The 13,296-nt window shown below is 41.0% G+C and carries 10 protein-coding genes and 1 pseudogene; 3 read left to right on the forward strand and 8 right to left on the reverse strand.

Annotated elements, in window-relative coordinates; genetic code table 11:
* Nucleotides 1–96 precede the first annotated feature (96 nt).
* From QWY93_RS04700 to QWY93_RS04710, 3 genes and pseudogenes are all read left to right on the forward strand, one after another.
* The gene (locus tag QWY93_RS04700) at nucleotides 97–471 is read left to right on the forward strand and encodes a hypothetical protein (protein ID WP_290247019.1); all 375 of its coding nucleotides are present in this window, start codon (nucleotides 97–99) and stop codon (nucleotides 469–471) included.
* 353 nt (nucleotides 472–824) lie between these two features.
* A complete protein-coding gene (locus QWY93_RS04705) occupies nucleotides 825–1,289 on the forward strand; it encodes a Clp protease ClpB (RefSeq protein ID WP_290247020.1) in 465 nt (154 codons plus the stop codon).
* A gap of 87 nt (nucleotides 1,290–1,376) precedes the next feature.
* Nucleotides 1,377–2,842, forward strand: a pseudogene (locus QWY93_RS04710) (glycine--tRNA ligase).
* A 137-nt stretch (nucleotides 2,843–2,979) separates the two neighbouring features.
* Here the strand turns inward: QWY93_RS04710 and QWY93_RS04715 are convergent.
* From QWY93_RS04715 to selD, 8 genes are all read right to left on the reverse strand, one after another.
* Nucleotides 2,980–3,282, reverse strand: a complete 303-nt coding sequence (locus tag QWY93_RS04715; protein ID WP_290247021.1) for a hypothetical protein — start codon at nucleotides 3,280–3,282, stop codon at nucleotides 2,980–2,982.
* A gap of 84 nt (nucleotides 3,283–3,366) precedes the next feature.
* Nucleotides 3,367–4,767, reverse strand: coding sequence for an MltF family protein (locus QWY93_RS04720; RefSeq protein WP_290247022.1), 1,401 nt, complete (start codon nucleotides 4,765–4,767; stop codon nucleotides 3,367–3,369).
* A 158-nt stretch (nucleotides 4,768–4,925) separates the two neighbouring features.
* Nucleotides 4,926–6,248, reverse strand: a complete 1,323-nt coding sequence (locus QWY93_RS04725; protein WP_290247023.1) for a TolC family protein — start codon at nucleotides 6,246–6,248, stop codon at nucleotides 4,926–4,928.
* A complete protein-coding gene (locus QWY93_RS04730) occupies nucleotides 6,245–9,307 on the reverse strand; it encodes an efflux RND transporter permease subunit (RefSeq protein WP_290247024.1) in 3,063 nt (1,020 codons plus the stop codon). The genes QWY93_RS04725 and QWY93_RS04730 overlap by 4 nt, the downstream gene beginning before the upstream one ends.
* 2 nt (nucleotides 9,308–9,309) lie before the next feature.
* Nucleotides 9,310–10,401, reverse strand: a complete 1,092-nt coding sequence (locus tag QWY93_RS04735) for an efflux RND transporter periplasmic adaptor subunit (protein ID WP_290247025.1) — start codon at nucleotides 10,399–10,401, stop codon at nucleotides 9,310–9,312.
* Nucleotides 10,402–10,580: 179 nt separating this feature from the next.
* Entirely contained in the window at nucleotides 10,581–11,606 is a 1,026-nt protein-coding gene (locus QWY93_RS04740; RefSeq protein WP_290247026.1) for a DUF4421 domain-containing protein, read from the reverse strand.
* Between the two features lie 71 nt (nucleotides 11,607–11,677).
* A complete protein-coding gene (locus tag QWY93_RS04745; RefSeq protein WP_290247027.1) occupies nucleotides 11,678–11,851 on the reverse strand; it encodes a hypothetical protein in 174 nt (57 codons plus the stop codon).
* A 104-nt stretch (nucleotides 11,852–11,955) separates the two neighbouring features.
* Nucleotides 11,956–13,005 (reverse strand): selenide, water dikinase SelD, encoded by a 1,050-nt coding sequence (gene selD / locus QWY93_RS04750; protein ID WP_290247028.1) that lies wholly within the window; start codon nucleotides 13,003–13,005, stop codon nucleotides 11,956–11,958.
* Nucleotides 13,006–13,296 lie beyond the last annotated feature (291 nt).

A 13,296-nucleotide genomic window follows, 5' to 3' on the forward strand; every position in this document is an offset into this window, starting at 1 on the left:
TTTTCCTTGAAAAAGCGGTTGGTTGTCCTTTTTTCCAAAACATTGCTTTTTCAGGTCCTAAGCCCTATATTAATTTCCATAATAACCCAATTAATCATGAAGGAAAGACTAAATACCTCTTTACAATCCATCAGCCTTTTTGGGGTGGTGGGCCTAACTGCCTGGTCAGTATTTTATGGAAATCTTCCTACCAAAGAATTGCTTACTTACCTGATCATTTTTGTTCTGTTAGTGGAGGTTTTCAGCTTGATTTTGATAAGTAAAATCTATCCAGAAAGCCATACCTCTTTCAAAATAGGAATGATGGCAGCTCTTCTTGTCCTTTTGGGGATCAAAAGAGTTATGCCCGACTTTTTCACACCCCTTACCGTCACCGCTTTTGTGATCAATTTCTTTTATAATTTCTATACCAATCAAAAGCGACGTACAGGAAGGTTTAAAAGGAAGCCTAAGAAGAAAATTAAGTTTTGAGGGGAAAAAAGGTGGGAGTTATTAAGTTATTGGGTGTATTGGTATAATAGTATTTGAAAATACAGCATTCATCAATATAAACCCCATTTTTTTATGATTTCTCAGGCTGCGGAGCCGTCGATTTTTTTGGGGTAGGCTGTGACCTGCGGACAGGGTATAGAAATTACAAATTTCGATTAGCATTATCTATCTTTTATATTTTTTGTCTTTTCGCTATTCTTAACTCCTGGGTCTTTAAAAAGAAAACTGGTGTATTATTGATTTCCTTCAATATTAAAAACCCGCTCTCCATTTACATACTAATCCTGTTGATCGGCACGTTATTTGAAGTTGTTCTTGAAAATAAATTACCCATGAAAAAAATAATACTCCTCTTTTGCTTATTAATCCCATTGGTGACCTTTTCCCAACAAAGGTTGGAAAAATTGGTGGATGAAAGAAAACAACTCCATGAGCAGTGGAAAGACTCTGAAACAAAAAAATCCGGGATATTTGGCCACCGCACCAAAAAAGACATGATCGAAACCAACAACTGGTTGGAACGCATCGTCAAAAAGGACAATCAGATCATCGATGAACTGGAGCTATTGAAAAGTATAGAAACCACAGAAATCACCTACGAAAAGGAGGATTACAAATTTATAGCCCAGAAACAGGAACTTGATATTGGAAAGCTCAAAAGGGCATTGGCTGAAAAAGACGAAAAAATTGCTGAAGAAAAATCCAATAAAAGGACTTATGAGTGGACCACATTAATATTTTTTATCTCTACCCTGACATTGGGTTATTTATTTTATAAAACGAAATTTAAAGCTTAATTAGCAAGCCCATATCTTAGGTTCAAACCAAAAACTAAACCCTCAATTCCTTCTTGAAATTGATTAGATTTCCCTATTTTTGCGGCTATGGCAAAGACAGAACAAGCAACTGAAAATACGCAATTAAAGGATATCATCTCCCATGCCAAGGAGTATGGTTTTGTATATCCATCTTCGGAAATATATGATGGTCTTCAGGCCGTTTATGATTACGGAGCTTACGGGGTTGAGCTGAAGAACAATCTAAAGCGACTCTGGTGGGAATCCATGACCCGTCTCAATGACAATATAGTAGGATTGGATTCTGCCATTTTTATGCACCCCACCACCTGGAAGGCATCAGGTCACGTAGACAGTTTCAACGACCCTATGGTCGACAATAAGGACAGCAAAAAAGATACCGTGCTGATGTATTGATTGAGGAAAAAGCAGCTGCCCTTAGGAAAGAGGGAAAAGAGGAAGAAGCTAAATCGCTTTTGGCTGCCATGGGAAAACTTCTTGATGCAGAAGACCTAAGTGGCTTGAGGGACCTGATCATCAACGAAGATATCACCTGCCCTATCAGCGGAACAGCTAACTGGACCGATGTAAGGCAATTTAACTTGATGTTTTCTACTCAAGTGGGTTCAGTAGCTGAAGATGCTTCCACCATTTACTTAAGACCAGAAACTGCCCAGGGAATTTTTGTTAATTTTCTTAATGTGCAAAAAACTGCTAGGATGAAAGTTCCTTTCGGTATTGCACAGATTGGAAAGGCCTTCAGAAATGAAATTGTCGCCAGACAGTTTATCTTCAGGATGAGGGAATTTGAACAAATGGAAATGCAATTCTTTGTTCGCCCCGGCACAGAAATGGAATGGTACCAGGCTTGGGGAGCTAACCGTTTAAAATGGCACAAAGCCCTTGGCATTCCGGATAGCCACATCAGGACTTATGTCCATGATAAATTAGCCCATTATGCCAATGCAGCCATGGACATTGAATTTGAATTCCCATTTGGTTTTAAAGAAGTGGAGGGTATTCACTCCAGAACTGATTTTGATCTTAAAAACCACCAGGAATTCTCCAAAAAGAAACAACAGTACTTCGATCCGGAGGTAAATCAAAATTACATTCCTTATGTAGTGGAGACTTCCATAGGAGCGGACCGGTTGTTCCTGATGGTACTTTGCAATGCCTATACTGAGGAGGAAGTCGCTGGTAAAATGCGTACCTACCTGAAATTCCACCCAGCCATTGCTCCGGTAAAGGCCGCTATCCTTCCGTTGACCAAAAAGGATGGATTGCCTGAAAAAGGAAAAGAAATTTTTGACAGGTTAAAATACGACTTTAACATTGTTTATGAAGAGGCGGCCTCCATTGGGAAGAGATATACACGACAGGATTTAATCGGAACTCCCTTTTGTATCGCCGTGGACCACCAAACTTTGGAGGACAATACGGTTACCATTAGGCATCGGGATACTACCGAACAGGAAAGGGTATCTATCGATGAGTTACATGGAAGACTGGGAGAAGCTACAAGCTTTAAAAATATCTTCGACAAAATATAAAAACTGGATAGGTCCAGAGAACATAAAAAGCCCCGGAATTAATCAAACCGGGGCTTTTTTTTATGCAAATGCATTTTATTACTCACAAATTTCCAAATCCAAATGGATGGCGTATTAACGGTCATCATTAGTATCAATCACCAAGGTATTACTTTTGAGGGGAGCCAATCTAGGGGTGGGGCGCCCATCTTCATACAGTTCCCCATCTGCAAAGCTATACCACTTTGAGGGGAATAGGTCAGCTCTTCTACTAATATGTCAAGACAAATTTCTTCACAATTTACGGCCAATTCACTGGCAAAACCAGTGCTGGGGTAAACTTCGGAGCTTTCTTCGATTTCAAAAGTGTCAATATGGCTGTATGAAAAAACAGCATAAAGGTTTGGATTCCCAAGAACCCATTTTGCATTTTGTGGAACATAATATTTATCGATTGGCATTCTGCCAAAATATTATTTTTAAAACAGAACAGAAAAATGTACGACTTCATTTTGGGTACAAAGCGAAATTTTAAGGATCTAAAATCAAGGATCAACCAATACCCTGTAAGATTCATAAATACTCATTATGTCCTGAACATAGGCCACAGCCAGGTGTCCTTTGGCATAACCACTGCGAACAATAGGGTCACGGTAAACTTCCGGTTGGGATTTTCGGCTAAGATAGTAAGATACATCCCTCCAATTTTGGGTGTCTTTCCCAAATTTCAAGGCTAACCTCCAGGCATCCTCCACATGACCATGGCCAATATTATAGGAAGCTAATATGAATTTTAACCTTTCATTGATTTCAGGTACCCTTTCCAACCAAAATTTATCGAGATACTTAAGATACTGCACACCTCCCATTAGACTGGCAAAGGGATCATTGGGATTCTCCACACCAAATCTCTCAAGGGTAACCGGCATTAACTGCAGCAGTCCTCTTGCACCTGCATAAGAAGTGGCTGTGGTATCAAACCTTGATTCCTTATATACCAATGAGGCAAGCAACCGCCAATCCCAGCCTAACCTTTCGGAGCCGTCCCTGATGATCCCATCATATACGGATATTTGGTCGCCAGAAATTGAGCTAAAAGGACTTATATTTCGGTAATAGCTATTCTTTTTATTCAAAAAATATTTTCCATACAGGATGGCCAAATAGGTGGATTTTTCACTTTTATCTATCCATTGATTGACCTCTTCCAACAATTGGGGGGCATTTTTCCTCACTACCCATGCCACTTGGGAGGGTTCACTGATTTCAAGGCTTACATCTATTTCATTATAATAGGTGGCATTGACCAAGGCTACATCTTCATCCACAACCGTTAAATCTGCTTCTTCCAATACCACCTTATCAATTAAAGATTCCGTGGTCCCATCTTCTTCAATGATATCAATGTAGATCTGAAGACTGTCTTCCAGGTTTTCCAACTGCTTCTTATAAACCGTTGCCTTTTTGACATGGACTTTTTTACCATCCAATTTTTTCAAACTGTCTATTTGATTTTTGCCCCTGCGTTGGACCAAAACAGTAGACATTTCATTGATGGGTGCTGTAAAACTGGCATATTTTTGCCTTTCGGGGGTTTTTTCAAGGTTGATCGCTACTATGTCTGCTTGCCCTTTGTTAAGCTTGTAAAAAGCTTCATCTAGATCCGTCAGGATAATCAACCTAAGTCTTACATCCAGCTTGCGGGCCAGGTTCCTCAAAAGTTCATATTCATAGCCCATCCTTCTTCCACGGTAGATATAATAGCTGGTAGAAGAATTATCTACGATGGCCCGGATAAATCCCCGCTTTTTGATCTCATCAAGATCAAGTTGTACTGGGTTTTCCCAAAATGCCTTTTCCTTTTTTGCCTTCCTTGCTTTACCACAAGAAGCCAATATCAAGAAGCAGGACAATACAACAAAAATAACCGAAAGATTATGCTTCATTGGGTCTTGTCAAAGATCCTTTGACACATTGGTGATAGTCAATTATAGCATAAATATCCCAGATTGACAAAAGAAAAATCAATGGCAGAAATGTGGAAAGGGCAAGCTGAAACCCAGGTTATTTTTCAGCAATCAATTCATTTAACATTTTATACAGTTCAGTCCCCCATTGGTCCCCTTCCTTGGTAAATATCTCCTGAAAGGCGTTTTAACTCAATCTCAGCCTCTTTTATGGAATAAACCGCATCAATGAGCCTTGTTTCTGCCTCCAGGCTGTTAACCTGAGCATCCCGAAACTCCAAATAGGAAGTCAGCCCGGATTTAAATCGATCAAAAGCAATCTTGGTATTTTCCTCCACCACTTCGTAATTTTCCATTTCGATTTCCAAACGTCTTTTGCCGTTGACATATATATTAAAAGCCCTGTAAATGTCAGCCCTTAACTGATTTTCATATTGGTCCAGAACATAAGCTTGATTGGTCTGTTGGAGTTTTGCCCTTTGTATCCTTCGATTTAGGATAAAGCCATTAAAAAGATTGATGCCTATGGTGGCTCCAAAGCTAAGCCCTTCCCTTTTGTTTTGGATCAAAAAACCTGCATCAGATTCTGACACCGATTGCCTGTAAGTTCCATCCAAGGTCAATGTTGGCAGTCGTTGAGCCTGTAATTCCTTTACCTGCAAATAGGCTACATTTTCTTCCCGCTTCCGGATAAGAAGATCTTTATTGTCATCAAATGCCTGATCCAATAAATCACCCAAAACCAAATCCTCTTGCAACTGTAAGGTATCATTGACCACATATTCCTTTGGAGGGTCGACTACCAAAAGCTCATTGAGATTGATCCTGGCATTTTTGATCACTTGTTCCTGGGACAATAAAAGGGAAAGGTCAGAATTATAGTCCACCTGAGCTGCCAGGTAAGCCCTTTTGGAGGCACTTCCCAACTCATATTGGGATTTTGCAATATCCAATCTGGTTTTTGAAAGCTCTAATGTCTTTTGAAGGACTACATAGCGCTGTTTTTCCAGAACCAATCGGTAATAAGCTGAGGAAATGGCCGCCACTGTATTTTCAATCACCACCTTAGCCTGCAATACCCCGATTTCTTCAAGCTTACCCAATCTTTTTATTGCCACCAGGGCATCTGCCCGGAAACCATATATGGCATTCAGGGAAAAATTTTCATTGTCGGATTTAGCCCCATCAATATTACGAGTATCCGAATCGTTGACAAACTGTTGTTCTACATCTTCCCGGCTAGTGGACTGACCGTAACTTGCATCCAGACTAGGCAACAAAGCACCGGTCCCAATTTTCCGGTCCAATACCGCAATTTCCTTCTCCTGCAAGGCAATCTTAACATCATAATTGTTTTCAAGACCTATTATTACAGCCTTCTCAAAAGTAAGTTCTTCCTGGGCAAAAAGCTTTCCCGTTATGCCAACAAGGGCAATGATTAAAACATAAAATCTGATCATACTCTAGCTAATCTTCCCTTTTTGGATGTCAAATAGGTATATACTGCTGGGATCACAAACAGGGTCAAAATGGTAGAAAACATCAATCCTCCAATTACTGCTACTCCCATTGGCATTCGGCTTTCTGAACCCGCTCCCAAAGCAAGTGCAATGGGCAGGATTCCCAAAATGGTTGACAAGCTGGTCATCAGGATTGGTCTGAAACGGGCAGCTGCAGCTCCTACAATGGCCTCATCTACACTCAAACCATGGGCTTTCCTTTGATTGGCAAATTCCACAATCAAGATTCCATTTTTGGTAACCAGCCCAATCAACATAATGATCCCAATTTGGCTGAAAATATTCAATGTAAAGCCCAGTGCCCAAAGGGACAGCAATGCCCCACACAAGGCCAAGGGCACTGTAAACATGATGGTCAATGGATCCAGGAAACTTTCAAATTGTGCAGAAAGCACCAGGTAAATCAGGATCAAAGCAAAGATGAAAGCAAATATCAAACTGTTGGAGCTTTCCCTGTATTCTTTGGAAACTCCATCCAAATCCGTTGTATAGCTTTCATCCAGGACTTCAGCTGCTATCCTGTCCATTTCTTCCAACCCAACCCCAATGGTATTTTTTGACGCAAGGCCTGCAGAAACTGTGGCACTTACAAAGCGGTTAAACCGGTACAATTGAGGAGGAGTGCTTTGTTCCCTGATACTGACCAAATTATCCAATTGGACCAGCCGCCCATTTTCAGCTCTAACATACAGCATCCTCAGGTTGATGGGTTCATCACGGTCCTCCCGCTGCATTTCCCCTACCACCTGATATTGTTTTCCATTCATGATAAAGTAGTCAAACCGCTGACCTGAATAGGAAAGCTGAAGTGTCCTGGCAATTTCCTGAACCGAAACGCCAATATTTCTGGCCTTATCACGATTAATTTCCACCTCAATCTCGGGCTTGGTAAATTTCAGGTTGACATCAGAAAATGAAAACACCGGACTTTGATTGACCTTGTCCATAAATTCTGGAATTACCGTTTTGAGCTTTTCCAGGGTTTGGGCCTGGATCACATACTGAATAGGCAATCCCCCTCTTCTGTCACCAATGGATTGGGGCTGGGAAGCAAATGCCCTCACATCAGTTTTATCCTTTAGAATAGAAGAAACTTCCTCAAAAACCTCCTGTTGGCTTCTTTCCCTTTCATCGGCATCCACCAGGGAAATCCGCATAAAGCCCGAATTCGTGCTGGCTGTCCCAAACCCCGGAGAAGTCACGGAAATAATACTTTCCCTTTCTTCCTCACCAATAGCAGTTTTAAATTCCATGATCAACTCATCGATCACCCTGTCCATATAATCAAAAGTAGCCCCTTCAGGCCCACTCATGCTGATTCGGATTTCCCCGCGGTCCTCAGTTGGAGCTAGCTCAGTAGGGATATTGGTAAACAAAAGGTAAATCCCAAGGCCCATGCAGGCAATGATGATAAAAGAAGTCCATCGGATCTTCATAAAGGCAGAAAGTGCATTTTCATATTTCCGGTTCAACCAGACAAAAAATGGCTCGGTCACTTTATAAAACCAACTATGCACCTCCCTTTGCTTCAGTAACCTGGAGCTGAGCATGGGCGCCATGGTCAAAGCCACAAAGGAGGAAATGATTACCGCACCTGCCACCACAATCCCAAATTCCCGAAACAACCGCCCGGTGGTTCCTGTCAAGAAAATCACGGGCAGGAATACAGCAGCAAGCGCAACAGTTGTTGCCAGCACGGCAAAGAAAATTTCTTCCGCTCCTTTTTCAGCCGATTTTTGGGGGGATTGGCCTTTTTCAACTTTGGCATAAATATTTTCCAACACCACAATGGCATCATCCACCACCAAGCCAATGGAAAGCACAATCCCTAGCAGGGTGAGTACATTGATGGAAAAATCCATCAGGTACATGATAAAGAAAACCCCAACCAATGAAATGGGAATGGTCAACACAGGAATAAAAGTGGTTCTCCAATCCCTTAAAAACAAAAAGATAATGGCCACCACCAACAAGAAGGCCAATAATATGGTTTCCTGAACCTCACTGATGGAGTCCCGGATATATTCGGTAGTGTCAAAACCAATCCCCAGCTTTACATCTTCGGGAAGGTCTTTTTTGATGTACTCCAACCTCCGGTAAAATTCATCTACAATTTCAATATTGTTGGAGCCTGGCAATGGCACCAGCACCACTCCAACCATTGGGATCCCATCCCTTTTCAGCACCGTCCTTTCATTTAATGGCGCCAATTCTGCTTTCCCCACATCCTGGAAACGGACCACATTATTGTCATTTTCCAGGATGATCAGGCCATTAAATTCATCGGGATTGGAAAGGCGGCTTTTTGTCCTTACGGATAATTCAATAGTATTTCCCTCGATTTTCCCTGAAGGCAATTCTACATTTTCACTTTGCACCTTATTCAGCACATCCAGTGGGGTCACACCATAAGCCGCCATTTTGATAGGATCCATCCGTAAGCGCATGGCATACTGCTTTTCACCCCAAATCTGTACCCGGCTGACTCCAGGAATGGTTTGAAGGCGCTCTTTGAAAATATTATCAGCAATGTCGGATAGCTCCAAAAGGCTTTTTTCATCACTTTGGACATTGAGAAAAACAATGGGCTGGGAATCTGCATCTGCCTTGGACACCACAGGCGGCTCCGCATCGGGCGGCAAATTCCGTTGTGCCCCGGCTACCTTATCCCTAACATCATTTGCAGCTGCTTCCAGATCCGCCCCAACATCAAATTCCACAGTAATGTTACTGGTTCCATCATTACTGGTGGAGGTAAGGGTTTTAATTCCCGAAATTCCATTGATGGCCTCTTCTAAAGGCTCCGTGATTTGGGCTTCTATCACATCTGCATTGGCCCCAACATAGGTCGTTCGCACATTGATAATAGGCGGATCCACACTTGGATATTCCCGGACCCCAAGAAAAGTCATCCCAATAATACCAAATAGAACAATGGTAAGGGAAAAAACAATGGCCAATACAGGCCTTCTAATACTAATAGTAGATAAGCTGGCCATAATCAGTTGACTTTATTAATGGCTACTTGCATTCCTTCTTTGACTTGCAAAACTCCGGTGGTCAAAACCAACTCTCCTTCTTGAAGACCATCGATCACCTGGACTTTCTTTTCCGTTCGCCTACCAATAGTCACCTTTCTTTCCTCCACTTTTCCTTCTTTGGCCAGAAACAGTTTATAGCCGTTGAGTTCAGGCACTAAAGCCTCCGAGGGAACCATCAGGGCTTTTTCATCCACGTCCAGGTTAAACTGAATATTGACAAACATGCCTGGCAGAAATTGCCTGTTTTGGTTAGGGCTGATGGCTCTTAATTTCAACGTTCTGGTTTGGGAATCCACAATAGGCTCAAAAGCATAAACTTTTCCAGAAACTTCCCCATCCGTCGCATTATTGGAAAAAGTTATTTGGGATCCCATTTTAACCTTTCCGGCATATCTTTCGGGAATGGAAAACTCTACCTTGATCGGGTCGATATTGACGATATTGACAATAATATCAGAAGTCCCAATTACTGCCCCAACCGAAACCTGTCGAAGTCCAAGCACCCCATCAAAAGGAGCCCGAATCACCATTTTTCTCAGTTGAGCCTTGATGAGTTCGATGTCAGCCAATGTCGTATTATATTGATTGAGGGAGATATCGTATTCCTCCTGACTGATCGCTTCCCGCTCCAACAACTGTTTTTGCCTATTTTCCTGCCCTTCATAAAGCTTTTTGGTATACTCCAATCTATCCAATTGGGCTTTCAATTCATCATCATTCAGATAAACCAAGGGGCTTCCTGCTTTTACAAATTGACCTTCCTCAAAATTGATAGATTCCACTAGGCCCGTAATCTCTGGACGTAGTTCCACCGACTCATTGGGCAAAACATTCCCTGTAATATTCAAGTTATTTTCTAGCCTTTCTGGTTTCACTTCAATCACATCTACAGGGAGTTTGACATTTTCTTGTTGACCAGCAGGATTATCCTTGCTTCCGGAGGAGGCCCCTTTTCCATCTGAAAATATTCCACCCAATTGCGACTGAAAAAGTATCACCGCGATAACCAAAAGGATGACTACAAAAAGGGTTATTTTAATCTGTTTTCTCATGATTTTGTCTATGAATCAATCGGTTATGGCAAGAATATTAAAAAAACACCTACACCATTTATTATCAACGACTTACACCTTAACCATTGGTTTCAAACTGCAAAGTAAAGAAAAATTATTCCAATTTTTCGAAAATTAAATGCAGGAGGCAAATGACAGTTTTCAGTGGCAAATAACTGTCACCATGGCTTTTTCCATCCCAAATAATCCAAAGTTCTCTTCAATTTAGGTCCAGCCTCAAATCGGTAAATAAAGTTGAGCCTGTAATTTCCTGTAGCAATAGAAGGGGAAAGTTGTTGTTGACTGAGCAACCTTACCCTGTCATAAACATAATTGGCATTGATGCTCCATTTCTCGGAGTTATAGCCTATGCTTCCCCTTAAAAAATAATTGGCATTGATGCCCCATTTGATCTCCTTACTATCCCCTCTAATTTGGGTAAATCCAAATCCAAGATTTCCTGAAGCGGAGGCCATTAAAAATATTCTTTTCCAGATCACCAGGGTATAAGCTAAACCCGCATTGGGCCCTAGTTCAAAAAAGCTAACCTGTCTGATCCTTCTTTCCATATCCGACAAAGCCCCAGGGGGAATTAAAGTGGTATCTCCACTAATCTTTCCTCCGTATGCTTCCAATCCTAGCAACAAGGTTCCTGCAGACTTCTTTTGCCATTCATTTTGTAAAAATGCTGCCCGGTAGGAAAATTTATCCCCATTGAATACCTGCTTGACAGAGGCTCCAATTTTGGTCACTTTAATATCTGGCCGGTAATAATAATTATCTCCTGGCGGTGCTTGTCTTCCCTCGGGAATTAAATGATAGCCACTATAAAACTGCAAAAACAAATCAATGATATAATCTTTCTGGTAACTATGGGTTTGCAAGTCAAAATAATCACTATCCCCTTTCCCTTTTTCTGGATTTAAAAACCCAAATCCTGTCGCTAGGTTCAGGGAAATATTATTATATGTTGCCCCTACCCCCATGGTCCGGGAAGTGTTTGGCATATAATTCCAATTTGGGCCGTTTTTCTTATCCTTCAGGTTAAACCCTGTATATTTCTTGGAAAAATAAAACCTGCTGGTGACTTGATTAGGGAAGGATTGATAATAATCCTCATTTTGAGCATATCCACTTGGACAATCCAAAAAGTTCAGGACTAAAAGCCCAAACAAGAAATAAACGACTGAATTTCTATTCCCCATAAAAATGTCCTTAAACAAGCCGGCCACCTAAAATATAAAATGACCTTGACAGGACATGAAAATTAAGGGATTTATTGAATAAAAAAATACATAATGGCAAATGTCAATCCGCCAGCAATGGCCCCGGAAAGGATGTACAATTTCAAAAAGTTGCCTTCCCTACTGTACTTGATAGAAAAAAGGGAAATCACTCCCAAAATATAGGCAGTGAAAAGGGTTAGTGCAGTAGAAAAGGTCACCAACATGGCCTTTTGGATTAATTTATGGATAATTGAGCTTATCTAATTTCCTAAAAATTTTTAACTCACTGGTTACCTAACAGTTAAGGTGAAATTTAAATTACTTAACATTAAGGGGCCACCTTTACTTGCTTCCCTTCCCTGCGGGCAAACTCCCCAATTAGCGCCAATGGGAAATGAGTATCCCATAGAGAGAAACTCTTTTCAAATTCATTTTTATTATCAGGATGTACTGCCACCAAAAGCCCTCCCCCAATTTGAGGGTCACACAATTTTACCATATCCATACCTTTGACCCCTTCAACCTTGGAGCTGTAAGCACTCCAATTTTTCTCCACCATTTTAGGAAAAATATATCGGGCCAAATAATTTTCAGCACTGCTTACTATTGGAACTTCATCTAAATTTAATTTAGCGGTTAGTTCATTGGATTGGGTCATGACCAACAAATGTCCCAATAAGCCAAAACCAGATACATCTGTCATTGCAGTTGCCATACCACTTTTGGCAATGGCTTCACCAACCCGGTTTAAATGGGTTGACAGTTGAATCATTTCCTCATATTCGCTTTCCAATAACAATCCTTTATTCAAAGCTGCAGTCATCACCCCTATTCCCAATGGCTTGGTCAGGTACAGGAGATCCCCAGCTTGGGCGCCAAAATTCCGCATTAAATGATTTTTTTCCACAAATCCATTGACACTTAACCCAAATACTGGCTCCTTAAGGTCCAAACTATGCCCCCCAGCAATGATCACTCCCGCTTGGGAACATACTTCTTTGGCCCCACGCATGACTTCGGAGGCCATCTCAGCAGAAAGTTCCTCCATGGGCCAACCCAAAATTGCCTGAGCAAAGGCAGGACCTCCTCCCATTGCATAAATATTATTCAAAGTGCTGGCAGCTACCAGCTTTCCATAATCTTTTGCCTCATCCACCATAGGGGAAAAAAAATCAGTGGTGCTTAACAAATATTTACCCCCACCTATTTCATATACTGTCGCATCATCCCTGTCTTCAACCCCCAAAACCAATTGTTCATTATGAACTTGGACATGGGCACTTTGAACCAATATCTCTTCCAGTAGGTCAGGTGGAATTTTACTTCCCCCACCCAATTCACTCATATATTGGTGTAGGCTTTTTTCTTCCTCCATCATTTTTTTGAGGTTTAAATTAAATCTACTGAAAAAACATTTTGGCAACAAAAAACCATCCCCTTTCGAGGATGGCATAATATGTTTCTAAACCAGAATTCTCAAAATAAATGGAGGTATTAAAAAATTATTTCCAAAAAAAACCTCCAACTCAATTACACACACTAAAAGTCATTAGTAGAAAAAGTTGCTTAATCACCCAGAACAAATGTACAATAATTTTTACAGATAACACAATACCCTAATCACGGTATTTTTTGATTAATTAACGGAATATTAACAACTGAGGACTGT

This window comes from Echinicola jeungdonensis (assembly GCF_030409905.1).
Classification (GTDB): Bacteria; Bacteroidota; Bacteroidia; order Cytophagales; family Cyclobacteriaceae; genus Echinicola; species Echinicola jeungdonensis.